Raw genomic sequence first — 23,427 nt, forward strand, 5'->3', positions numbered from 1 at the left:
ACAGTTCACGGACGTACTTACAAATTAGTCGGTTGTTAAAAGCAGCACCGTGGAAATCCGCACACATTTGGATTCGAAAAATAGCAGGAAGAGCTGTCCCGTAAAGGTTTAACCGTCTCTGTCGCCCTCGCCAAAGGTTATAGTGAAAAAATGGATGATTACTACCTCTGTTCACGTGTCTTCATTTTTCTTCTCAAACGGAAAAATAAGAAAACAGAAAATTCAGTCAATATTTATGCGACGTTAGTGGTACAATAGAGTTAATTTAATTGCAACTTATCTGACTGACTACGCTATATAATGGAGTGATAACAATGATAGAAGTATATATCGACGGCGCCTCTGCAGGAAATCCTGGGCCATCTGGTGCTGGAATTATTATAAAAGGTAACGGGGAGCACCACCGCTACTCTATTCCCTTACAAGTGATGAGTAATCATGAAGCTGAATTCTACGCCTTAATAAAAGCTTTAGAACTTTGTTTAGAAAAACAGTATACGATGGTTTCTTTTCGAACAGATTCGCAAATTGTAGATGCGGCTATGAACAGAGAATATGTAAAAAATAAAGCTTTTCTTCCTCTCCTCGAAAAAGCCCTAACGCTCTCCAAACAAATAGATTTATTTTTTATTAAGTGGGTTCCAAGCAGCGAGAATAGCGGAGCTGATCAGCTTGCTAGAGAAGCTATTCATCAAAAAGAAGCAGGACTATAAGCTCCTGCTTCAAATCATTCCGGTCTGTTTTAATACTTGCATTGCCTGTTTTCTCGTCTTCACCTTTTGTGCGGCAAGTTGCTCTAGCAGCGCAACAAAAAAGCTACCATCGAATTCCTTTTGCATTTTTAAAGTCCATTCAACGGAAAAAATAACCATTTCATCCGGCATTTTTGTATATTGCTGACCAAATGCAATAAAGCCCTTTGCATCTTCTTTTAAAGAAAAGCCTTTTTCCTCAAGATAAAGAAGGTATTCTTCTAAGGAGTTTACCATTTTTGTCACGATCCGATCCCATCCTTTATAAAGGTTTCCTTCTTTATCTTAGCGTATTTATAAAAATTTGACCATTATTTTTCACCAAACAAATAGCCAACTAATCCTATGGTTACACCTAGGAGAGCACCTGCAAGTACTTCTGCCGGCTGATGCCCTAGCATCTCTTTTAGCTTTTGTTCAGTTAAGTCATGAAAGCCTTTATCAGGAAGCCCGGCTAACTTTTCAATTTCTTCATCTAACGTATTTACCTTAATGGTAATTTCACCAGTTTGTCTACGAATCCCTTGTGCATCATACATAACAATGATTCCAAACACGGTTGCAATCCCAAATTCAATGCTAGAAACGCCTTTGGTTAAACCTACATAGGTAGCCAAAGAAGAGACCCCGGCAGAGTGAGAGCTAGGCATTCCCCCCGATGCTCCAATCATTGATACGTCCCATACACCTGTTTGATATTTTTTAATGGGAATTTTTAATGTTTGTGCCAACAATATTGAAGAAAGTGACAAGCCAATACCTTTGTTCAACATGCTCACCTCTTTTACTATTGTGTAAAAAAGAAAATGCCGAAAACATTCACTCGCATCATGAATGTTTCTGGCATTTTCGACGCTCACTATGACTTAGTGGTTGTTTTTCTTAGAAGCTTTCTTTTGTACTTTATTATTCATCTTTGCTGATTCTACTTCAGCATAAGAACCAAATTCTTGGTTATATTGGTTTTTTTTAGCATTTTTAGAAACTTCAAGCTTTTGGTTAGAAGAATTGTTTTGATTTTGTTGTACATTAAATTCAGATGCAAATTCTTCAGCATGTGCACCGTTTGCTTTTTTAGCAGCTTTCGCTTTTTGAGCTTGGTTAGCTTTGAACTCAGAAGCAAACTCTGTGTTATGTTTTTGTTTTGCATTGTTATTACGTTGTGCATTTGCATTACCTGATTTTGTACGTCCCATTACAATCCCCTCCTTTGTTTGTACCTCGTTGGTACATTCATTAGTATGGATTTGTTTTGAAATCAAACACTGCGAAAAATAAGGTAACACCGGGAGCTAATGGGCAATTTCCCTCTTGTTTTCAATTCAATAAACAAGCGAAAGCCGCCATTAGAAGACGGCTTTCATTTGTTTAATTATTTAAGCGTTGAACGTATTCTTCGACCATTTCTTTCGTTACAAATTGACGTGTTGGTACAATTCCATTATTTTTTGCAAGCTCATTAATTTGAGCCGTCACAGCGTTAATCGTATCCGTTGAAAATTCTTGGCCTTCTTTACATAAAAGCACCGTTGCTTCAATTGCTTGCTCACGCATTGTATCTAGTCTGACAAATGCTTTAACAAGTTCATGCTGTTTCTTTGAATGTTCTGATATTGCTTTGTGTACGCTCATTTTTGTTCCTCCATTATGTAAGCTGTTGTGCTAAGAATAGGTTAATGTCTTCGAGGCTAGCGTCTTTATCCGGCAAATTAACAAGTTCGTTTTTAAAATGAGGGAGCTTTTTTTCAAGCAAAGCTTTTATTTCCTTTATCTCACTACTTGTTATGTGTACGACTTGTTTTTTAGCACCGCTAAGCTTTGTAATCACCTGCGCTAAAGGATCAGCTTTAAAGCCGTTAACAAGCTTAAAAAACGACGTAGGCGGTAATTCCCTACCCTGAATTAAAACGGTTAATGCCATGTATGCCCTAGCCATATGAAGAACAACTTTTATATCCTCTATTGTAACAGAAGATGTCAGATTTCTTTTACTATTTTGATGCAAAAGTTTAAAATAATGAAACCCTAGCGCTTTTAGCGAATACTGTTCCTTCATCATAAAACAAATCTTTTCACGAAACCCTTTCACATTACGATAGCAAACCGATGAGTGTATCCATTCATAAAGAGAAGGATTCGATTTTGTAAAGAGATGCAGTGCTTTATAAACGTCCCACCCTTGAAGATCATAGTTTTTATCTATGCTTGTAATAACGTCTTCAGGTCGATGTAACTCAAGGTAGCGTGCGGACTCATATTTATAAATAAATCGTACATCATAATCACTAGAAGGCGTATGTAATTCATACGCCCGGCTTCCTGCTTCACACGCAAACAAAATCGTGATATCATGCTTTTTCTCAATTGAATCCAACAGTTCTTCGATATTATCGTTCATCTTATGTCCTTTCATTTTGATGAGCTACGACGATGACATTTAGCGTATCAATTGTATGATTTAGCGCTTCAATTGGAAAATCTGCATTAACCGCTGTTTGAAGCTGCTTATAATAATCATACCATTCTTCTAAAAGCGTCGGTTTATACGTTAAAACAAACATGTGAATTTGTTCATTGTAATGATTTTGTAGCTTTATTTGCTCACTGCACACATAATCATCAAGCAGCGGCTCAATTTTAGCTTTTAATCCTTCATGCATTTTAGCTTTTTCATTTTTCTCAAAAAAGCTTTTGCTGTTTTTATAAAGAGCCAAATCCTTCTGGAATAGTTCAAGGTTTTCAAACGAACAGCGACTAACCAGCGTGCTGCCGCTTTCCACATTAATGTCCGGAAAAGCAGGGTGGAATGTTGGTTCGTAGCGCTGCAGCTGCCTCATATTCGTTTGATTCCACTCTTTTGTTAAGCGTTGAATAAATGTTTCTAAACGCAGCGTTGTGGCTTGAATTTCTTGGGTGACATCAAATGCAACTGCTTGTAAAAGCTGGTCAAGACATGCAGCCAACTGTTCTTTCTTATTTCCTTTATCGTCTCTAAGCGTTGCCGGGTTAAACGACTCCTTAAAGAAATCATCATAGCGTTGCAAGACACGCTTTTTCACATAGAAGAGAAGCTCATTGCTTTCCCTTTCGAGCTGCTGCTCTTCATACGTAAATGTCATTTCTGAAACCTTAGCAGAAATTTGTTGATCCTTAATATGAAGAGATTGCAAATAGCGCTGCTTTTCAACCGCAGACTTTGTTTGAACATCTTTAATTTCATTCGTGACGGCAAGTGCTTGATTAAGCTCTTCGTATACAGACGCAACTGCTAGCTGAGTTAGCTCATCTGTAATGAAGTGATAAAATGGTTTTTGGAAAGCCTTAAACATTTTATCTTCTCGATTTGCTAGCGCCTGCAAGCTTGAAATTGGATAGAGGCGTGGAAAGCGAATACCATACTCTTCAAGCTGTGTTTTTACATAATTTTGTACAAGACCTAGCTCTTCATCAGATTGAGCTAAATCAGCTGCATTCAGTAAAAAGAACATTTTGTCTAGTGTAAATACATCTTTTACACGACCAAGCTGAATTAAAAATTCACGATCTGCTTTTGAAAACGCATGATTATAGTACGTAACAAACAAGATAGCATCAGCATTTTTAATATATTCAAACGCAACGCCCGTATGGCGAGCATTGATAGAGTCGGCCCCTGGCGTATCGACAAGCGTAATTCCTAGCTGAGTCAACTCACAGTCATAATATAGGTTAATATGCTGGACAAAGCAGGCCTTCTCTTCCTTAGCTACGTACGCTTCAAATTCTTTAATCGTAACGTTTACTTCAGACCCCATTACGTCCTTAACATCCTCATAGCCTTTTATCACTGCCTGTAGAAATGAGAAATGCAGCTGGTTTTCTTCTTTTACAGTTAATTTTGGCAATAATTCGTTTAGCTCTTCTACGTTTGCAATAGTATATTTAAACAGTTCCAAGGAACTGTTAATATCAGCTAATAGCTGATCCATCGTTTTCATCAGAACTACGACTGTTCGATGAGGGTAGTCCTTTGTAGGAGGCATAATTTTGTTAATCGTTGCCGTTGTAGGATTCGGTGAAACAGGCAGTACTTTTTCACCGATTAACGCATTGGCAAAAGACGACTTTCCAGCGCTAAAAGCTCCAAATAGTGCCACTGTGAACGTTTGGTTTGCAAGCTTATGACGCTTTTCCTTTAAACGACCAACAAACTTTTCAAGCTGTTTGAATGTAGAAAGCACCTTTGTCGACTCATCAATATCTCGAATAACCGCATCGACCTTTGTTTTTGACTGAACTTCTTCCTCTACAGCAACATTTTGTTCTGATGTGACTGTAATAGGAGCTGCTTTTACCTCAACCATTGTTCCCACTTCGATTTCTTCTTGTAATAAGTCTAACAGGTTCACCATTTCCAAAGGTTCAAGAGGCCTTAAGATATTTAGCTTTTGTTTTAAATCTTGCCGCAAGGTTTGAAGATGCTGAGTAGATTTTTGAACTCGTTCGTAGCCCTCAATAATTCGTTGCTCCGTAGCTAACGACTGCTCAATGTTTTGGAGTATTCGTTCTTCTTCTTCTTTCTTTACTTGTTCAATTTGAGTATACAGTTCGGAAAGAATACGATTGGTATTTTTCTTAATTGCATCTACTACATCCTTTGTATAGGTAAGGACATATTCACCATTAATGGTTGCTCCTGTTTTCACAGCATCCACTAAGTCATGTGGCTCAAACGGTACTTCAAACTGCTGAACGCTAGCCAACAGAGAAGAATCTACGAGCTCTTCATCTTGAATGAGCTGCTGCATGTACTGCTGCAAGTGCCACTGTAGCTCTGTTTGAACACGCTCTTTCAAATCTTCATAAAAAACCGTTAGCCGCTCTTTTTTTTCTTCTTCTGTTTTCTTTTTTGTAAACCATACGCCCACTTTAAAATCTGGCTTGGTTGTTTCTAAGAATGCCTTTGCTTTCTCTCGCATCTCATAGGGAGCTAAATTCGCATTGTTCATAATTTTAGCTGTTTCGTTTTGATACGTCGTATAAAACGCTGTGCGTTTATGTAAAATCATTTCTCGCTTCGCTATAAGCTCAGCCGCTTCTTCTTTTGCATTTTGATATTCATTTGGACGAAGCTGTGAACGAATATCATCATATTCAAGAAGGCTCTCTTCTTCAGTGCTTTCTGCAAACTGCATGTGATCTTCTACTACCATTTTCATGGAATCCATAATATGTTGACCGCGATTTTCTTTTTTCTCCATCATCGTGTGCAAATGCTTCTTTAAAACAGCCAATTCGTTATAAGGATATTGCTTATCTTTTAAAGATGTATAAAAAATCCCTTTTGGTCGTACATTCCATTTTAAAAACGCCTCTTCTACAGATTCCTTAAACTCTTGGAAAGTAAGCTGATCATCTCGATGCTTATCAACTTGGTTAATAATTAAGAACAGCTCTTTATTGGCATCCTGTAGCTCTTTTGTAAAATGAAAATTAAGCTCTGCCTGTACATGATTGTAATCCATCACGTAAAAAATAACGTCCGCAAGATGAAGAGCAGACTCTGTTGACACACGGTGAGCATCATCTGTTGAATCAATTCCAGGCGTATCCATTACAACAATTCCTTGTGGAATTGCTTCCGTTTCAATCGAGAGATGAATGGACTCTACTTCATCACCATCAACACAAAACGATTTAATTTGTTCATACTCATATGGTGCTTCATAACGTACTGGCTTTTCTTTTCGATAATAAACGGTTGCATGCTCCTCGCCAGCCTTAACAGACACCAAATTAGCACTTGTCGGAATTGGACTTGCGGGCAAAATTGTTTGGCCCATGAGTTCATTAATCATACTTGATTTCCCTGCTGAAAAATGACCACAAAACGCAATAACAAACTCTTCTTTTTCTTGTTTTCTTAATAACTGAATAATTTTTTCCGCTTGCTTTTCATCTCCAGCATTTATAAAAGCCTCATGTAAATGATAAAGAGAGGATTGTAGAGTTTTATACCTTTGATGCTGAACGCTTACTTGAGACATCACTTTCGACTCCTTTTGTTAGGCACTTACAATCGTGCACTTACTCCATTTCTGCTACTTATTCCTCTTTTTATTTTACTTGATTTTAAAGCGTTTTCCTATAAAAAACTGAATTTTCCACTTCCGTTTACTTATGCAAAAAAGCAAAAAAACTGCCAAACCATTGGCAGTTTTACGTTTATTTATATTCAAAAAATTATACACGCTGCGCTTTTTCAATGTTTTTCATGACATACGTTGCCATACCCGTACACGTTACGAACGCTCCAATTACAAAAAGACTAACCATTATGTCCACCACCGTTTCTTATTGATGAAATTGATAATCTTTATCAGCTACTTACAGTCTATCACGAAAGATAATCATTTTCAATTAGTTTTCTGATTTTTTTAACTGTGGCATAAAACGTAGCTTTCCATCCATGGCTACCTCATAGTCTGTATGTAACTTCAGCGCTTCTTCTTCTTTTACAATCCGAACTGATAGCATCCACACGTTTAATAAACTGAACACTATAAGCGTTAGATACGCTTGAAATAAAAACGGAATTATAAGGAACTCTAGCGTGACAATCGTATAGTTTGGGTGCTTAATGTATTTGTAAGGACCCTTTAATACAACGGGAGCTTTTGGCATTACAATAATTTTAGTATTCCAATACTTCCCTAATGAGATGATAGCCCATACTCTTCCCAGCTGCACCATTAAAAATAAAGCCGCAAATACCCAAAAAGGCGATGAAAATGGATAGTCTATAAGCTGGATTTCTACAAACAACGCCACAAAAAAAGCAACATGCATGGCTACCATCCATTTGTAATGATCTTTTCCCGCTTCATATCCACCGTTTTGTTTCATCCAGGCTTCATTGCGCTTCGCAATTACAAGTTCTCCTAAACGTTGTAAAATAATCAATGCAAAAATGACATCAATAAGCATGTTATTCCCTCCATTGAAGTAAGACGAGCTCTGAGCTAAATCCTGGCCCAAGCGCAGTTAACACACCGTATTCTCCACTTGGAATTTTCTCTTTCATAAACCGATCCAATACGTATAAGACAGTTGCTGATGACATGTTTCCATGATGCTTTAACACATGAAGTGAATGGTCAATCATTGAGCTTTCAAGCGAAAGCGTAGATAGATAAGCTTCTAACACCTTCTTCCCCCCAGGATGCACCACAAAATGTCGCAGGTCTTGCGTAGTTAGACCATGACTCGCCAGGAATGTCTGAACTTGATTTCCTAACCAAGAATCAATAATTGTAGGAATGTCTTTTGAAAAAATAACATATAAACCGTTGTTTCGAATATCCCAACCCATAACATCCTTAGAGTCTGGCATTAAAGTAGACTGAGTATGTAACGTTGATGGCAGCGTGTCCAATTGTGAAGCGCTTATGTCTGCTTCATCTCCTGCAATTAAAGCAGCTGCTACTCCGTCAGCAAATAAAGATGTACCAATTAAATTGCTTTTTGAACGATCATTACGCTGAAACGTCAGGCTACAAAGTTCAATGGAAAGCACAAGTACCTTTGCTTTCGGAAACGCTAAGCAATACTCATGTGCTCTTGACACACCTGAAGCTCCTCCTGCACAGCCTAGACCCCAAATTGGAATACGCTTCGTGTGAGGGGAAAAGGGAAGCTCGTTCATAATTCTTGCTTCAATGCTCGGTGTTGCAAGCCCACTAGTGGAGATGTAAAAGATTGTATCAATTTCTTCATAGGGAATATTGTCTGAGAGATAAGCTGAATTTGTTAAGCAATTTTCAACAGCTTTTATGCCAAGTTCAATTGCAGACTCAATAAATGCATTATTTTTCTCTTCAAACGTGTGGTCTTCTTGAAACCAATCCATTCCTTTGGCAAAATGCCTTGTTTCAATCTGACCATTTTCAAATACCGTTAACAAGCGATTAATATCTCGAAATGACTCGGCAAATAGATCCTTTGCAAACTGTGCAGTATCCGATTGCTTTAGCTCATATGGAGGTATACAAAATCCAGTTGACATAATTTTAGGCACCGTTCTCACCTCTTTAATTCGTTATGTATACCTTCTGTAATTTTTTAGAAATTTATTCTTTATGAAAAATAAAAAAAGCTCTTCCATAAGATATGGAAAAGCTTCGTTTTGAAGAAGTTCTATTTGTTGCGCACACGTTTAGTATAACGTATTTTCCCTGGTATTGAACATGAAATTTTTGGGCTTTCTTTATTTATTTAAAAGAATACAGACATATATACTTCGTCCACGTATTTCCCATTAATATAAGCTTGTTCTTTCATAACGCCTTCTGTCTTAAAGCCAACTTTTTCGTATAATTTATACGCCACTTCATTTGAAGTAAACACCGTTAGCGACAATTTATGCATGTCGTTTTCTTTGCACCATTTTAGCGTATAGTCCATTAACTGCTTCCCAATTCCCATACCTTGTACTTTTGAAATTAGCCACGTACGGAAAAGCCCGCTATGACGCTTCATTCGAATTTCACCGCGAAGAACACGTGCAATTCCAACAACTTCTCCTTCGACTTCTGCAACAACATACATATGCCCTTGCTTTGATACACTTTCAATAAACTTCTGTTCTTCTTCAACGGTTTTTGGCGCGTCTTTTTGAATAAACTCCCCCGCTTTAATAATCTCTTCTACAGCTGTTGTAATCTCTCTTGCATCACGGGGCTCTGCTGGACGTATTGTTACTTCACGTCCATCCTTTGCTACAAATGTTACCGTATCTTTTTCTGCTGTAATCATCTATATCAACTCCTCTAACCATTCAATAATCACTTTTTGTTAGTGTTCGTTTAATTCTCTACTTTATCATTGGAAATGTTTCTTTTTGCATGTTGTCAGGTAAACTGATAACTGCACTTTAGATATACCCAAAGCCTTTATATTTGTAAACCTTTTTGGGAAAATTTATTTTTGCATATCCTTGTGCACATTGCAAATGGTTTGCATAAAGCAAAAGAAATGGTAACATTCAAATTATTCAATAAAAAAGCTCTCAACGCTTGCCTAACACAAGCATTAAGAGCTTTTTACTTTTATTTTGTTACCATTTCTTTTTGTACAGATGTTTCTGGAGTTCTTACTTTTGAAACCGCCAGTACGTTGAATACAATATTTAAAATAATCGCTGTAAAGCTACCTGCTACAATTCCATTTCCAGTTAGGATTTGAATTCCTTCTGGAAGCTGAGCAAATAAATCTGGTACTACCGTTACGCCAAGCCCCATTCCAATAGAGCATGCGATAATTAACAGATTCTCTTGCTTTTGTAAATCCACTTCGCTTAAAATTTTAATTCCAGATGAGATAACCATCCCGAACATCGCAACCATTGCCCCCCCTAATACAGGGCTTGGAATCACAGTTGTAATCGCAGCAATTTTGGGAATAAGCCCCAGAACAATTAGGATACCGCTCGCTGCAAACACTACGCTTTTGGTGCGAACACCCGAAAGCTGAAGCAGCCCTACGTTTTGTGAATACGCCGTATAGGGAAATGCATTAAACAATCCACCCAGGGTAATAGCTAACCCTTCTGCGCGATATCCACCAGCTAAATCTTTTTCCGTTACTTCTTCTTTACAAATATCACTAACTGCAAAATATACACCTGTTGATTCAACAATCCCTACTAATAACACCAAAAACATCGTTAAAATAGCCGTTAAATCAAAGGTTGGCATTCCAAAGTAAAAGAAGTGTGGAACGTGGACCCAAGCTTCATCACGAACGCCTGAAAAATCTACTTTTCCCATAAATGATGCGGCAATGGTTCCAACGATTAGACCTGCCAACACAGACACTGATCTCATAAACCCTGTTGTAAAACGATATAATAAAATAATAAGTACTAATACACCAAACCCAAGCGCTAAGTTACTTAAGCTCCCGAAATCAGCGCTTCCTTCTCCACCAGCCAAGTCTTTCATTGCTACGGGAATAAGCGTAATTCCAATAATCGTCACCACAGACCCGGTGACAAGTGGAGGGAAAAAGCGAACAAGCTTACCAAGGTATTTTGATAAAATAACAATCATAAGCCCTGCCACAATTATGGAGCCATATATGCTCGATACGCCATATGAACTTCCGATTTGAATCATTGGACCTACAGCAGTAAACGTACATCCTAGTACAACCGGTAAGCCGATACCAAAGAAACGATTTTTCCACACCTGTAATAGCGTAGCAATTCCACACATAAACAAGTCAATTGCGACCAAATAAGTTAGCTGCTGCTGCGTTAATCCAATTGCTCCACCCACAATTAATGGCACAACAATAGCTCCGCCATACATGGCTAAAACATGCTGTAATCCTAGTGATAGCACTTTTCCATTATTCATCTTAAGATGTCACTCCTTGCTTCGTAGGAACAAACGTAACCTGTCCACCTTTTAGTGATTCGATACGTGCAAGCGATTCAACTTTCACACCCGTTTCACGAACTAGGCGACCGCCATCTTGAAAAGCTTTTTCAATGACAATTCCTACGCCCCCGACATCAGCACCAGCTTTTTTAACAATATCCATTAATCCCAGTGCAGCTTGTCCGTTTGCCAGGAAGTCGTCAATAATTAATACGCGATCAATTGGCAAAATAAACTTTTCAGCAACCGAAATTTCATTTTCTTCTTTTTTAGTAAAGGAATATACTTTTGATGTAATTAATCCGTCTTGTAAAGTTAATGATTTACGCTTGCGAGCAAACACCATTTCCACATTGAGCTTCAGTGCCGCCATAATTGCTGGAGCAATACCAGATGATTCAATTGTTAAAATCTTTGTAATACCTTCTTTTTCAAATCGTTTGCCAAACTCTTCTCCAATTTCTTTCATGAGAACTGGATCCATTTGGTGATTTAAAAACGTATCAACTTTTAAAACCGTATCTGATAGTACAATACCGTCTGTTAAAATCTTTTCTTGTAATGCTTTCATCTTATAATTCCTCCAACTTCTTTTTCACAATAAAAAGCTCAAAAACATAGCTACATCCACGTATGAGTAGAGCAATGTTTTTGAGCTAACCTATAAGACGAAAGCTAAAAGTGTCACCGCTCACTCATAGTCAAACCATTTACGGTGGTTTGGTAGAAACTTACGAGCCATATTCTCGTCATTATATGAGTGCGTTATTGAGTTGTGTTTAGTATACCAATATTCTACATGTTTGAAAACCTTTTTATCGAACATTTTATATTAAAGATTCTAAAAATGTTCGTGAAAACGACAAAAGAAGATAAGGTTATTCTTATCTTCTTCGTCTTTTCTATTAAAGAGAGTATACTTCCGTGTATTTTTTTTCTAAATAATCAATTAAATAATTGACGTTTAACCCTTCTCCCGTCACGTCATGCAAGATTTCAAGCGGCTTTTTCGTTTTGCCATACTGATGAATATGGTATGTTAACCAATTTGTAATTGCTTTTACGTCACCAGTTTCCAACAGCTCATCATAATCTGGTAAGTCTTTTACCATCGCATTTTTAAACTGAGCTGCGTACATATAACCAAGCGCATAGGAAGGGAAATACCCAAAGCTTCCACCTGCCCAGTGTACATCTTGAAGTACGCCTTCTCCATCATGATTTGGGCGAATGCCTAAATACTCTTCATATTTATCATTCCAGATCCCAGGAAGATCCTTCACTTCAATGTCACCATTTATTAATCCTTTTTCAATTTCATAGCGAATCATAATGTGAAGTGGGTACGTTAACTCGTCCGCTTCAATACGAATCAATGAGGGCTGTGACTGATTAATTGCCCGATAGAAGTCTTCTAATGATACGTTCTCAAACTGACCGCTTGAATAGCGTTTAATCACGTCATAGTTACGCTTCCAAAATGAAAAGTTTTTACCCACAAATTTTTCATAAAAAAGGGATTGTGACTCATGAATGCCCATTGATGTGCCTTCACAAAGCACCGTACCAACTAGATCTTCTGAAATATTTTGTTCGTATAGAGCATGACCACATTCGTGAATGGTACCAAAGATTGCCGTTCGAAAATCCTTTTCATCATATTTAGTTGTAATTCTTACATCTCCTGGATTTAAGCCTGTTGCAAACGGATGAACCGTTTCGTCTAAGCGACCAGCTTCAAAATCGTAGCCGAGCTCTTTTAAGATGGCTAAACTAAATTCACGCTGCTTATTTTTTGGAAAAGTTTCAAATAAGAAACCTGTTTCTGGCTTATTAGGTGAAGCAGCAATCTTTTGTACAAGCGGCACAATTCGATTGCGGAGCTGCCCAAACACATTGTCTAAGATTTCTACCGTCATTCCAGGTTCAAAAAGATCTAGTAAGCGGTTATATTTATTACCTTCGTATCCCCAATACTCTACAAATTTTTGGTTGAACGCTACGATTTTCTCTAAATACGGTTGAAACATCTGAAAATCTGCTTTACCTTTCGCTTCTTCCCACACAGATTCAGCTTTAGAGGTTAAAATAACGTATTCTTTATATTCGTCAGCCGGAATTTTTTTATTAAGCTCATATTCCTTTTGACATTCTTTTACCGCTTTCTTTGTCGTATGGGATATGTAATTTTGAGCGGTATCAGTAGTCAACTGCTGAATGAATGAAGCCATTTCATTAGAAACAGATAGTTTAAACGCTTCAGAGGACAGCATGCCAATTACTTCTGAGCGCTGCTCCACTCCTTTTTTCGGTGCACCTGTGCGCAAATCCCAGTACATAACACCCATCGCTTCATGATAACTTTTGATTTTCTTCATCAATTCATGAAAATCCCGCTCTACAAGCTGAATATTTTCCTTCATAAAAAAACCTCCCCTTTTTACTTACTAGCTTACTATGCACTTATGTCATATAGTAGAGAATCGTTACATTCTCTGCTTTTAGTTTAAAGGTTTTAAACAAAAAAGGATAGCCGTCTGCATAAGACGAGCTATCCTCATATTGTTTAAACGCGAGCTTTTATCGCTGTAGGTAAATTCTTTTCAATAATGGCTTGAACCTTCTCATCCGTATTTTCCGGCATAAAAATAGTAATTAGGCCTTCATCTTCATGCGAACGAATCAATCGTCCCACGCCTTGCTTTAAACGAAGCAGCATGTAAGGCATATCCGCATCCCAAAATGCATCTGCAACCTGCTTTCGTTTTGCTTCAAAGACCGGATCATTTGGCGGATATGGAAGTGACCATAAAATAACATTTGAAAGTGATGGACCTGGGATATTAAGACCTTCCCAAAGGTGAACCGCACATAAAATCGTTTCTTCTTCACGTTGAAATTGAGAAACTAGCTTGCTAATTTCTTGATCTCCTTCAAATAAAAACGTGTATTCACTTAGCTCTTTAGATGCTTCTTTAAATAAAGCTAGCTCTTCACGTGTATTAAATAGTAGCAGGGCTCGTCCATTTGTTCTTTCAAGCTGTTTCAGCGTATAACCATATTTTTCAGCAAATGCTTCACTGCCAGCTGCTACCATTTTACAGGTAATGTCCATCTTTTCATCATAATCAAACGGAGACTCTACTGAAAATGATAAAGGTTTTCCAATCCCTAAACTGTATGCTAAATAATCAAATGATGAATTATCTGAAAGCGTCGCTGAGGTAAAAATATATGGAATCTTCTTAGAGAATACGCGCTCTTTTAATACATCTTTAACAGCTTGTGGCATAATAACGAGCGTTAGCTGCCAATCTTTTTCTTCAAGCCAGTAAATTGCATTTTCATTCTCCATAAATAGACGCATTGAATAGTCAATTTGATCTAAATACTCATCGACAATGCGAAGCGTGTATTCATCTACCGTATAGGTTTCACTTTCAAAAACAAGTTCGTTTCCAATATTATCCAAAAGACCAAGCAGTTCTTTTCCAACCTTTTGCACACGGCTTGTACGCTCAATTTGCTTTCGATTAGATCCAACGATATCTTGACTTGCCTCACTAAGCGCATCAAAAAATAGCGAATAAACATCGATTGTATGCTCAATTTTTAATGCTAGTTCTTCACGCACATCATTTTCTAATAAACGTGTTAATAAGTTCTCAAGCGTATCTTCTTTAATACGGTACGTCAATGCCTTTTGCGCTGCAAATTCAAGCAGATGTCCCTCATCAAACACTACGCAGCTACTTTCTGGTAAGAGCGGTAGCTGACCCTCACGTTTACGAGCTTCAACAGTCCAAATATGCTCCATATAAAAGTCATGAGAGCAAATAATTAAGTCTGTCGCTTTGCGGTAGTGTTCACGTGATAGAGTTAAACCACATCGGTGGCGCTGATCACAAGAAGAACAATCTTGGAAAGAATCCCAGTTAATCTGCTGCCACTCTTCATCGGTTAGATGTGAATACTCTTTACGATCTCCATAATGATAAAACGACTGCATACCGCTATGATCATGTACAAAATCAGGTAATGTTTCGTAAATTTCTTCAATGTTTTCATTATCCGTTCGGCTTGTAACTGCATCTAGTTTCTTTAAGCAAAGGTACTGATCTTGCGATTTTGCAAGGCGAACATCCATGTTGATATCTAGGATTTTTGATAACTTTGCGATATCTCCCTCAGCCTTTACGAGCTGCTCAATCAATGTTTCATCCGCACAGGCAATAATAGCAGGCTTGCCAACATAGCGTGCGTAGCAAATCGCATACAATAGATAAACAATGGTCTTACCCGTACCTACTCCTGCTTCTGCAAAAATAACGTTTTTTTCTTTAAACGCGCGCTCAATTTGAAAGGCCATAAAGATTTGCTCGTCTCGAAGCTCCAACCCTGCATCCGGAAGGTGATCGTAAAAAACGTCCCCAATCCATTCATTTAACTTATCAAAAAAATTCTCATCTCGTCCAATTGTAAAAGGCAATCGCTCTCTCATCATTGATTAATGACTCCTTTAACTATGTAAATATAAACCTTTCAAAAGGTAAATTCATTTATTTTTTTCTGTAAATAACTAACTGAAGCAAAACTTAATTATCTAGTATTGAGAAAGGATTGTCAATATCTATTCTAGTATCGTAAACAATAAAAAGCTCTGCAAAAGCAGAGCATAAGGTATTAGTATCATATATAAGAGCTATTCGCATTAAGAAAGTGGGCGAAAACAAGAGTCCGTGGATGAAATAAAATTTAAAGCAGCCTCATATTCAGCTTTAGCTTGCTCAAACTGATTCAAAAGATCTGGAGAAAGTTCTCCTCCTTGCTGTATATGATGATAGCTATTTTCTAACGCTTGACGAATTATTAAGAAATGCTCGTTTGGTCGGACCATTTCCAACACTCTCCTTCTCTCTATAAAAATAGTTATAAGCTTATTGTATACAGAAACCGTTCCATTTATTCATAGAAAAAATGTCAGATAGAGATGAACTTTCTTTACTGAATATGACATCTGGCGCAGTAAAATAAAGAAGATCCATCACGGTGATGGATCTTCTTTATTAGCTTTTTCAACGATAAAATACTGAAATCCATACATCAGTACAGCTTTGAAAAGAAAAATGCTGAGAAGTTGCGGCTTTTTAATCGTTCCAAATCGAAACATCTTCAGCTTCTTTGTCATAAAACAAAAAGCCAATCGGTAATTAAATTCAACAGCATATATAGGCCAAAGCGTCCGTATGTAAGCCTCATAATCCAAAAAGAGCCTGGAATGAAAGGGCCCAAAACAAGTGCCACTTCTCCTGTAAGATAGCGTAAAAGAGGCATTGGAAAGGACCACCATTTGAATTTTTCAGCTACAAAGCTTTCCATAAAAATAAATACGAAAACGAACGCAACTGCATATTTATATCTTTTAATGGATTTCACACCAAAAAAGGAACTATTAACCAAGATAATACAATCATACTACCAAAGAATATTTTTGCTTCTTTAAATATCTTCAACTGCCCATCTCTTTTTGTAGTATGCGCAGAATAATTTGGATTATTGAAGATTGTCCATAAAAAATACACATGCTAAAACTTGAGCATGTGTATTTTAATTAGATTAATTTGTTTTGCGAGGTGGACGTGGTCCCCAATATTGATAATAGTCGGTTTTGATAAATCCGTTAAAGAGTTTACGCTTTTTAGTCGCGGGCTTGCCGTAATACTGTTCAAACTGCTCATGGGATGTAAGCATGAAAACAGACCACGTATCAAGCTTAGCAAACGCATCGCCCATTTCTGCATACATTGCTTCAACAGAAGGTCGATCACTTAAACGCTCTCCATACGGTGGGTTTCCAACAATAATCCCGTATTCCTTTGGAGTCGTGAAGTCACGCACCTGCATTTGCTTAAATTGGATCAAGTCTCCGAGACCAGCTTCAAATGCGTTTTGCTGCGCTACTTTTATCATACGGTGATCGATATCATACCCAGCGATATCTAAATCTTGATCATAGTTTGCTAATTCCTCTGCCTCATCACGTGCTTTATCCCAAATCTCTTGAGACATCCAAGGCCACTCTTCTGAAATAAAGTCACGATTGAAGCCAGGTGCAATATTTTGACCAATTAGAGCTGCTTCAATCGCAATCGTTCCTGAACCACAAAATGCATCAACAAACGGTCGATCAGGATTCCAAGGCGTCAGCATAACCAGTGCTGCAGCTAACGTTTCTTTTAACGGTGCCTCACCTTGTCCAACGCGGTAACCGCGCTTGTGCAAACCTGCTCCACTCGTATCGATTGTGATTGTTGCAATATCTTTTAACAGCGCTACTTCAATTTTAAACGTCGCGCCTTTTTCTTCAAGCCAGCCTGTTGTGATATTATGATGCTTTTTCATTTTATCAACAATGGCTTTTTTCACGATACTTTGGCAATCAGATACGCTAAACAGCTTCGATTTCACTGATTTACCCGACACAGGGAACTGAGCATCTACGGGTAAATAGCGTCCCCAATCAAGCGCTTTTGTTTTTTCAAATAATTCATCAAATGTACGCGCTTTAAATTGACCAACTTCAATTTTCACGCGGTCTGCTGTGCGCAGCCATAGATTTGCTCTCGCAATTGCTAGCTCATCGCCTTCGAAGATTACTTTTCCATTATCTACTTCACATTCATAGCCTAATGCACGAACCTCTTTTGCTACAAGTGATTCAATTCCCATTGCAGCGGTTGCAATAATTTTATATTTTGTCATTTTTCAACCTCATTTTACTGTCTAATAATGAATACTACGTGTAAAAGTACCATATCCACTTGCGGTAGTCAAAAGCTTTCAAAAAGAAAATGCTTAAACTCACTAAAAAAGGCTCACATATGTGAGCCTCAAAATAAGCGCAATCGTTTGCACTAACCTTTGTTATCAAACAAAATAAACACGCGTTTCATATGGGCGTAATGTAAACTCTTGAACCGTCTCTTCTGTTGCTACTTGATAATTGTGAATAAGCAGCTCTTCTTCATTAGTTTTTACTTCTTTTGGCAACTTAAACTCTTGCTCTTTAGAAGATACGTTGCAAATAATAATTGCTTTTTTATCATCTAGCGTACGCGTATATGCATAAATTGCTGGATGATTTTCTAGCAACAAGTCATACGTTCCGTAGACAAATACTTCATGCTGTTTGCGTAACGTTATAAGCTTCTTGTAAAAATTTAAAATCGATTCCTCGTCTGACAGCTGCTGCTCCACGTTAATGTCAACATAGTTTGGATTCACTTTCATCCAAGGTGTTCCTGTTGAAAAACCAGCATTTTTCGTACGATCCCACTGCATCGGTGTACGTGAATTATCACGACCTGTTTCCCAAATCACTTTCATGATTTCTTCATGACTCTGACCTTTTTCACGTTGAATACGATAGTAATTCACCATACCGACATCATTATAATCTTCAATGCTGTTAAACTTTACGTTTGTCATTCCTAACTCTTGGCCCTGATAGATAAAAGGTGTGCCCTGCATTAAGAAATAAAGTGCAGCTAAGCATTTTGCGCTTTCTTCACGGTATTTCATACTACCGAATTTATTAATAGAACGAATATGGTCGTGGTTCTCAAGATAAAGTGCATTCCACCCACCAATTTGAGCTAAGCCTTTTTGCCAATTCGTTAAAATTGTTTTGAACTCAACTAAATCCAGAGGTTCACTTTCCCCTTTGTCCCACAGTCCCATATGTTCAAATTGAAAAATCATATCGAATTTACCGTTTTTAGCGCCTACCCATTCGTCAGCATCGTCCCACGTAACGCCATTTGCTTCACCAACTGTCATAATATCGTATTTAGCAAATGTCTCTTCTTTTAATTCTGATAAATGCTCTTGAATACCAGGACGATTCATATGGCCCTCAAACGAAGGTACATAATCTAACCCTTCTGGATTTGGTAGGTCTGGAAAACCAGGCACTTTTTTAATATGTGAAATAGCATCTACTCGGAATCCATCAATTCCTTTATCCAACCACCAATTCACCATATTATATAGCTCTTGTCGAACCGCTTTATTTTCCCAATTTAGGTCGGGCTGTTTCTTTGAAAACACGTGCAAATAATATTCTTTCGTCTCGTCATCAAACTCCCAAGCAGAACCATTGAAAATGGACTCCCAATTGTTTGGTTCATTGCCATCATTACCTTCATGCCAAATGTAATAGTCACGATACGGATTATCTTTTGAAGAACGCGCTTCAACAAACCAAGGATGCTCATCAGATGTATGATTAATAACTAAGTCCATAATTAATTTCATATCTCGTTTATGAACTTCCTCTAACAGTTCATCAAAATCTGCCATGGTACCAAAATCGCTCATAATATCTTGATAGTCACTAATATCATAACCATTATCGTCATTTGGTGATTGATAAATTGGACAAATCCAAATAACATCAATCCCGAGATCTTTTAAATAATCAAGCTTTGAAATGACACCCTGAATATCACCAATTCCATCTCCGTTTGAATCTTTAAAGCTACGTGGATAGATTTGATACGCTACGGCTTCCTTCCACCATTTCTTTTCCATTTGTTCAACTCCTCACAACATTCCCTACAAGTAAGCGCTAGCATATAAAGCGCTACCATCATTTTATACTGAAATGCAATAAAAAAACAGCTATTTTATAAAAAAAAGAAGCGAAGGTTTCAAGAAGACCTTCGCTTTTATTTAATTAACTTATGTTGAAAAGCATAGATAACTGCTTGCGTACGATCTTGCACATCGAGCTTGCTTAGTAAATTGCTCACATGAGTTTTAACCGTTTTTAAAGCAATGAATAGCTCATCGGCAATTTCTTGATTTGTTTTACCCTGTGCCATAAGCAAAAGGATTTCCATTTCACGTCCTGTCAACAGCTCGTGCGGAGAAGATGGGCGACGCATTCTCGTCATCATTTTCCCGGTGACCTCCGGCTCAAGCACAGCTTCTCCTGCATATGTAGCGCGAATAGCTTCCGCAATTTTGCTTGCTTTAGACGTTTTTAACAGGTAGCTGGATGCTCCTGCCTCAAGTGCTGGATACACTTTTTCATCATCTAAAAAGCTCGTCACAATAATGATTTTGGCTTCACTCCAATGATCAACAATGTGTTTTGTTGCTTCAATACCATCCATACCATCCATGACCAAATCCATTAAAATGATATCCGGACGGTGCTTTAGCGCTTTTTCTACCGCTTGCTGACCGTTAGCAGCTTCGTCGACGACGTGAATATCTGCCTGAGCAGATAAATACGCTGAAACGCCTATTCGTACCATTTCATGATCATCAACTAACAATACGTTAATCATGAGCAACTCTCCTTTCTTCAGTCTATTCGTTATGAATGAGCGGGACCTTTACTTCTAACTTCGTCCCGTGATTTGGCAAACTAACAATTTTTAAGGTAGCTCCTACTTCAACAGCTCGCTCATGCATATTTTGCAATCCATAAGAGCCTAATTTTTCCATTTCCACATCAAAACCGATACCATCGTCTTCAATACGTAGAATAACTAAGCTGTCACGCTGAACGAGCAGTACCTTCAGCATGGATGCTTTAGAATGCCTCAGTGCATTGGAAACAGATTCTTGAGCAATTCGAAATAGATGGTCTTCTACTCCTTTATCTAGTAAAAACTCTTCTACATTCCACTTAAGCTCCATCGGAACTTTTTGAGCAAGTTCTAATAAAAGTTCTGTAATGCCCTCTTGCAACGATTTTCCTTTTAATGCAGCTGGTCGCAAATGTAGTAGCAGTGCCCTCATTTCTAACTGCGATTGATTAATCATTTCTTCTACCATTTTTAACTGCTTGCTTTTCGGAGAATCTTCATCCGTTGATTCTGTTAAAGCTGACATGAGCATGGATGCGGCAAACAGTTGCTGACTCACAGAATCATGAAGCTCACGAGCTAATCGATTTCGCTCTTGCACAATGACTTCTTGAACTCGCTTTTGCTGATCTTCCACTTTTTCATTAACCATTTTTTGCGATTGTTCAACCTGCTGGCTCATTAAGCGTTGAACTTCTTTTACATTAGATAAAATACCTTCTACTTCTTGAACCGTTGTTTTATCATTTCGATCTTGATATTGACGGTTTTTCATCTCACGCAATCGATTCTCAATCACTTCAAGCTGTTGCCTCCAAAGCAATCCAGAAACGCCTCCAAAAATTGCTCCTATCGTTAGACTACTCGTGATGGAGAAAAGAATAAAAGGAACGTCAAACACTTCTCGTTCCCATAGCTCTGTAAACCGTTGGATAGGAAACGCCATAAACACGCTAATTATCATTGTAATAAACGTTGTAAAGGCTATCGTGATTCCCCATAGTAACTGGCGCTGAATAACGCTCATATTCGCTTCACCTCTAAACTTCCAACGCCCATTGAAATCATTACTTTTATTTTTTGTGATGCCTCATCAAATTCTGGCGTTTTCATATACACGTTTTGAAGTGGCGCAAAAGATTGCGCATGATCAAAGATTGTAACTGCTCCAGCCATAGAAGAATGATTAACCGAAATTTCTGTTTCGTATGGAATAAAAATGGTCACGTTACCCGCTAGTTGTCGAATAAAAATAACCGATTCACCCTTTGGAAGCACGGTGTAGCTAAGATCAATTACCACATCGCTCCACACATTTTGAATATTAATGTCACTCCATTCGTAAACGGTTTCGTCTGTTCGCTGTCGCGATATAAATGAATTTTTCAACAGCTGCCTTTGCGCTCGCAGGGATTCTCGACTTTCTGTTATAGGCGTAATATATACCGGTTCTTTTTTAGACTTAACAAAATGAAATAAATAATAGAAAAAAATTGCAATGACCAAAAACTGAAATGCGACTGTATTAACTAAATTTAAAATCGCACCAATGATTCCTATCCAAAATAAGATTTTACCTGAGCGCCTTGGTAGACGTTTTCGCCCTATATAGATAAAAGCACCAGCAACGAGGAGTGCAAAAATAAACCCGCTATGAAAAAAGACAACTTCAACAAATAAAATAAATAGAGCTGTAATGATTATTAGATTGAAGTATCCATTGTCTACAATTCTTTTCATGCCGTTCTCCTCCTTTCGCTTTGCAGGCATTTCCTCTTGATGAAAAAGGCGTAGCTACTACTACGCCCTTTTTAGAATATCACGTTTTGTCTATGAGATTACATTTTTTTATCCTAATTAACCTTATTTTGCTTCTTTTTGTAAAGCTGCAATTTTGCTGTCAATTGTTTGACGATAATAATCGGTATTAATTTGATTTTCTAATTGATCAATATAGTTTTCGATATCCGAAAACTTAGAATATTCACTTGATGATAGTTCATCATTGTTTAAAACAGTGTTCATTCGATGATTTGCTCGCGCAACGTTTTCACGCCCCATCAGTTCCATTCGGCGAATATGCATATCATTCAGCTTGTGCTTCATTTCTTCATATTTACGCTCTAATTCATCAAGCTGCTTGGTGACGTGCTGAACCGATATGTTCAAGCGTTCTGTACGCTCTTCATATTGAGCATGCTCTTTTTGAACAAATTCATACAGCTCATTTTCTTGAGCTTGCAGAGCTACTTCCGCTTGCTGCTGGCGCTTTTCTTTCATTGCCGATGCTAGCTTATATTCACGCACAAGCTGTTCTTTTAATAGGTGCTGACGTTCCACCAACTTTCGAACTCGTTCTGTTTCTTCTTCGCATTGGCGCAAATAGTAATTCAAAGCTGCAATTGGGTTTTTTTGTTGCTTTTGGTCAAGCATATTGTGCAAGTCCGATGAGATTGATTCTTTCATACGTGTAAAAATATTTTTCATAACGTTCACTCCTTAATAAGATTGTTTATTTAATTCTGTCCATTGGTTTTCAAAGTTTTGAAATGGATCCTCTGTTTTAATTTCTTTCATGTCATTATCGTTCCACTTGGTGTATACAAAGTAAAGCGCAATGGCTGCTAAGATACCGAAAAATGCTGGTACGTTAGCAATCATGCTCAAGATAACAATCACACCAAGTACTGCAAAAGCTGCTTTCTTAAATGAAGATGTTGCTTTTACTACCTGCTTCCATACACCATATAAAATGACAAGCCCTAGTAGCATTAGCATCATCGGTCCTAAATTAGCAATAAGCACAACCGCTGCTATTAGGCCCAGAATAAATAGTCCAAATTTTTTCATCATGTTGCCTCCTTTCTTTTTCTA

At 37.8% G+C, this 23,427-nt stretch carries 23 protein-coding genes, 1 pseudogene and 1 riboswitch; of the genes and pseudogenes, 1 reads left to right on the forward strand and 23 read right to left on the reverse strand.

Annotation, left to right across the window (positions count from 1 at the left end):
• The first annotated feature begins 314 nt into the window (after positions 1-314).
• The gene (locus A2U94_RS14265) at positions 315-713 is read left to right on the forward strand and encodes an RNase H family protein (protein WP_025909386.1); all 399 of its coding nucleotides are present in this window, start codon (positions 315-317) and stop codon (positions 711-713) included.
• Between the two features lie 9 nt (positions 714-722).
• On the opposite strand, the gene A2U94_RS14270 is transcribed toward A2U94_RS14265, so the two are convergent.
• The 23 genes and pseudogenes from A2U94_RS14270 to A2U94_RS14375 form a co-directional block, all read right to left on the reverse strand.
• The gene (locus A2U94_RS14270) at positions 723-989 is read right to left on the reverse strand and encodes a DUF6123 family protein (RefSeq protein ID WP_309599127.1); all 267 of its coding nucleotides are present in this window, start codon (positions 987-989) and stop codon (positions 723-725) included.
• A gap of 74 nt (positions 990-1,063) precedes the next feature.
• Complete coding sequence (locus tag A2U94_RS14275; protein WP_025909384.1) at positions 1,064-1,522, reverse strand: divergent PAP2 family protein; 459 nt, start codon at positions 1,520-1,522, stop codon at positions 1,064-1,066.
• A gap of 300 nt (positions 1,523-1,822) precedes the next feature.
• Positions 1,823-1,948: pseudogene (gene ypzF / locus A2U94_RS22350) on the reverse strand (protein YpzF); the annotation flags it as partial.
• A 172-nt stretch (positions 1,949-2,120) separates the two neighbouring features.
• The gene (locus A2U94_RS14285) at positions 2,121-2,384 is read right to left on the reverse strand and encodes a YpbS family protein (protein WP_025909382.1); all 264 of its coding nucleotides are present in this window, start codon (positions 2,382-2,384) and stop codon (positions 2,121-2,123) included.
• Positions 2,385-2,397: 13 nt separating this feature from the next.
• The gene (locus A2U94_RS14290) at positions 2,398-3,150 is read right to left on the reverse strand and encodes a DNA polymerase beta superfamily protein (RefSeq protein WP_025909381.1); all 753 of its coding nucleotides are present in this window, start codon (positions 3,148-3,150) and stop codon (positions 2,398-2,400) included.
• A 1-nt stretch (position 3,151) separates the two neighbouring features.
• Positions 3,152-6,778 (reverse strand): dynamin family protein, encoded by a 3,627-nt coding sequence (locus tag A2U94_RS14295; protein WP_025909380.1) that lies wholly within the window; start codon positions 6,776-6,778, stop codon positions 3,152-3,154.
• A gap of 373 nt (positions 6,779-7,151) precedes the next feature.
• Positions 7,152-7,718, reverse strand: coding sequence for an isoprenylcysteine carboxyl methyltransferase family protein (locus A2U94_RS14300; protein WP_025909379.1), 567 nt, complete (start codon positions 7,716-7,718; stop codon positions 7,152-7,154).
• 1 nt (position 7,719) lies between these two features.
• Positions 7,720-8,808, reverse strand: coding sequence for a type III polyketide synthase (locus A2U94_RS14305; protein WP_025909378.1), 1,089 nt, complete (start codon positions 8,806-8,808; stop codon positions 7,720-7,722).
• A 197-nt stretch (positions 8,809-9,005) separates the two neighbouring features.
• Positions 9,006-9,545, reverse strand: a complete 540-nt coding sequence (locus tag A2U94_RS14310) for a GNAT family N-acetyltransferase (RefSeq protein ID WP_025909377.1) — start codon at positions 9,543-9,545, stop codon at positions 9,006-9,008.
• Positions 9,546-9,838: 293 nt separating this feature from the next.
• Positions 9,839-11,149 (reverse strand): nucleobase:cation symporter-2 family protein, encoded by a 1,311-nt coding sequence (locus tag A2U94_RS14315; RefSeq protein ID WP_025909376.1) that lies wholly within the window; start codon positions 11,147-11,149, stop codon positions 9,839-9,841.
• Between the two features lies 1 nt (position 11,150).
• Positions 11,151-11,744, reverse strand: a complete 594-nt coding sequence (locus A2U94_RS14320; RefSeq protein ID WP_025909375.1) for a xanthine phosphoribosyltransferase — start codon at positions 11,742-11,744, stop codon at positions 11,151-11,153.
• A 107-nt stretch (positions 11,745-11,851) separates the two neighbouring features.
• Positions 11,852-11,953, reverse strand: a riboswitch (purine riboswitch).
• A gap of 125 nt (positions 11,954-12,078) precedes the next feature.
• Positions 12,079-13,596 carry a carboxypeptidase M32 gene (locus A2U94_RS14325; RefSeq protein ID WP_025909374.1) on the reverse strand — a complete coding sequence of 506 codons (1,518 nt, stop codon included), beginning with the start codon at positions 13,594-13,596 and terminating at the stop codon, positions 12,079-12,081.
• A 143-nt stretch (positions 13,597-13,739) separates the two neighbouring features.
• Positions 13,740-15,677 carry an ATP-dependent DNA helicase gene (locus A2U94_RS14330; protein WP_025909373.1) on the reverse strand — a complete coding sequence of 646 codons (1,938 nt, stop codon included), beginning with the start codon at positions 15,675-15,677 and terminating at the stop codon, positions 13,740-13,742.
• A gap of 207 nt (positions 15,678-15,884) precedes the next feature.
• Positions 15,885-16,070 (reverse strand): hypothetical protein, encoded by a 186-nt coding sequence (locus A2U94_RS14335; protein ID WP_025909372.1) that lies wholly within the window; start codon positions 16,068-16,070, stop codon positions 15,885-15,887.
• 147 nt (positions 16,071-16,217) lie between these two features.
• Positions 16,218-16,343, reverse strand: a complete 126-nt coding sequence (locus tag A2U94_RS22145) for a hypothetical protein (RefSeq protein ID WP_268746982.1) — start codon at positions 16,341-16,343, stop codon at positions 16,218-16,220.
• Positions 16,344-16,357: 14 nt separating this feature from the next.
• Positions 16,358-16,507 carry a hypothetical protein gene (locus A2U94_RS21880; protein ID WP_231882767.1) on the reverse strand — a complete coding sequence of 50 codons (150 nt, stop codon included), beginning with the start codon at positions 16,505-16,507 and terminating at the stop codon, positions 16,358-16,360.
• Positions 16,508-16,789: 282 nt separating this feature from the next.
• Entirely contained in the window at positions 16,790-17,935 is a 1,146-nt protein-coding gene (locus A2U94_RS14345; protein WP_025909371.1) for a THUMP domain-containing class I SAM-dependent RNA methyltransferase, read from the reverse strand.
• Between the two features lie 165 nt (positions 17,936-18,100).
• On the reverse strand, positions 18,101-19,765 hold the full coding sequence (locus A2U94_RS14350; protein WP_025909370.1) for a glycoside hydrolase family 13 protein: 1,665 nt from the start codon (positions 19,763-19,765) through the stop codon (positions 18,101-18,103).
• A gap of 137 nt (positions 19,766-19,902) precedes the next feature.
• Positions 19,903-20,529, reverse strand: a complete 627-nt coding sequence (locus A2U94_RS14355) for a response regulator (RefSeq protein ID WP_025909369.1) — start codon at positions 20,527-20,529, stop codon at positions 19,903-19,905.
• Positions 20,530-20,551: 22 nt separating this feature from the next.
• Positions 20,552-21,580 (reverse strand): sensor histidine kinase, encoded by a 1,029-nt coding sequence (locus tag A2U94_RS14360; RefSeq protein ID WP_025909368.1) that lies wholly within the window; start codon positions 21,578-21,580, stop codon positions 20,552-20,554.
• Entirely contained in the window at positions 21,577-22,293 is a 717-nt protein-coding gene (liaF, locus tag A2U94_RS14365; protein ID WP_025909367.1) for a cell wall-active antibiotics response protein LiaF, read from the reverse strand. The genes A2U94_RS14360 and liaF overlap by 4 nt, the downstream gene beginning before the upstream one ends.
• 123 nt (positions 22,294-22,416) lie before the next feature.
• Positions 22,417-23,040, reverse strand: a complete 624-nt coding sequence (locus A2U94_RS14370; RefSeq protein WP_025909366.1) for a PspA/IM30 family protein — start codon at positions 23,038-23,040, stop codon at positions 22,417-22,419.
• Between the two features lie 12 nt (positions 23,041-23,052).
• Positions 23,053-23,406 (reverse strand): lmo0954 family membrane protein, encoded by a 354-nt coding sequence (locus tag A2U94_RS14375; protein WP_226372959.1) that lies wholly within the window; start codon positions 23,404-23,406, stop codon positions 23,053-23,055.
• Positions 23,407-23,427 lie beyond the last annotated feature (21 nt).

It is taken from the genome of Bacillus sp. VT 712 (assembly GCF_001614195.1).
GTDB lineage: Bacteria > Bacillota > Bacilli > Bacillales > Bacillaceae_H > Priestia > Priestia flexa.

What these genes read in the sequence shown, in the direction of transcription:
- A2U94_RS14350 (WP_025909370.1), bottom strand. Translation starts at nt 19,765, where the DNA reads ATGGAAAAGAAATGGTGGAAGGAAGCCGTAGCGTATCAAATCTATCCA.
- A2U94_RS14335 (WP_025909372.1), bottom strand. Translation starts at nt 16,070, where the DNA reads ATGGTCCGACCAAACGAGCATTTCTTAATAATTCGTCAAGCGTTAGAA.
- A2U94_RS14375 (WP_226372959.1), bottom strand. Translation starts at nt 23,406, where the DNA reads ATGATGAAAAAATTTGGACTATTTATTCTGGGCCTAATAGCAGCGGTT.
- A2U94_RS21880 (WP_231882767.1), bottom strand. Translation starts at nt 16,507, where the DNA reads ATGCCTCTTTTACGCTATCTTACAGGAGAAGTGGCACTTGTTTTGGGC.
- A2U94_RS14265 (WP_025909386.1), top strand. Translation starts at nt 315, where the DNA reads ATGATAGAAGTATATATCGACGGCGCCTCTGCAGGAAATCCTGGGCCA.
- A2U94_RS14320 (WP_025909375.1), bottom strand. Translation starts at nt 11,744, where the DNA reads ATGAAAGCATTACAAGAAAAGATTTTAACAGACGGTATTGTACTATCA.
- A2U94_RS14285 (WP_025909382.1), bottom strand. Translation starts at nt 2,384, where the DNA reads ATGAGCGTACACAAAGCAATATCAGAACATTCAAAGAAACAGCATGAA.
- A2U94_RS14345 (WP_025909371.1), bottom strand. Translation starts at nt 17,935, where the DNA reads ATGACAAAATATAAAATTATTGCAACCGCTGCAATGGGAATTGAATCA.
- A2U94_RS14270 (WP_309599127.1), bottom strand. Translation starts at nt 989, where the DNA reads ATGGTAAACTCCTTAGAAGAATACCTTCTTTATCTTGAGGAAAAAGGC.
- A2U94_RS14370 (WP_025909366.1), bottom strand. Translation starts at nt 23,040, where the DNA reads ATGAAAAATATTTTTACACGTATGAAAGAATCAATCTCATCGGACTTG.
- A2U94_RS14310 (WP_025909377.1), bottom strand. Translation starts at nt 9,545, where the DNA reads ATGATTACAGCAGAAAAAGATACGGTAACATTTGTAGCAAAGGATGGA.
- A2U94_RS14330 (WP_025909373.1), bottom strand. Translation starts at nt 15,677, where the DNA reads ATGATGAGAGAGCGATTGCCTTTTACAATTGGACGAGATGAGAATTTT.
- A2U94_RS14325 (WP_025909374.1), bottom strand. Translation starts at nt 13,596, where the DNA reads ATGAAGGAAAATATTCAGCTTGTAGAGCGGGATTTTCATGAATTGATG.
- A2U94_RS22145 (WP_268746982.1), bottom strand. Translation starts at nt 16,343, where the DNA reads ATGTTTCGATTTGGAACGATTAAAAAGCCGCAACTTCTCAGCATTTTT.
- A2U94_RS14295 (WP_025909380.1), bottom strand. Translation starts at nt 6,778, where the DNA reads ATGTCTCAAGTAAGCGTTCAGCATCAAAGGTATAAAACTCTACAATCC.
- liaF (WP_025909367.1), bottom strand. Translation starts at nt 22,293, where the DNA reads ATGAAAAGAATTGTAGACAATGGATACTTCAATCTAATAATCATTACA.
- A2U94_RS14290 (WP_025909381.1), bottom strand. Translation starts at nt 3,150, where the DNA reads ATGAACGATAATATCGAAGAACTGTTGGATTCAATTGAGAAAAAGCAT.
- A2U94_RS14355 (WP_025909369.1), bottom strand. Translation starts at nt 20,529, where the DNA reads ATGATTAACGTATTGTTAGTTGATGATCATGAAATGGTACGAATAGGC.
- A2U94_RS14360 (WP_025909368.1), bottom strand. Translation starts at nt 21,580, where the DNA reads ATGAGCGTTATTCAGCGCCAGTTACTATGGGGAATCACGATAGCCTTT.
- A2U94_RS14300 (WP_025909379.1), bottom strand. Translation starts at nt 7,718, where the DNA reads ATGCTTATTGATGTCATTTTTGCATTGATTATTTTACAACGTTTAGGA.
- A2U94_RS14315 (WP_025909376.1), bottom strand. Translation starts at nt 11,149, where the DNA reads ATGAATAATGGAAAAGTGCTATCACTAGGATTACAGCATGTTTTAGCC.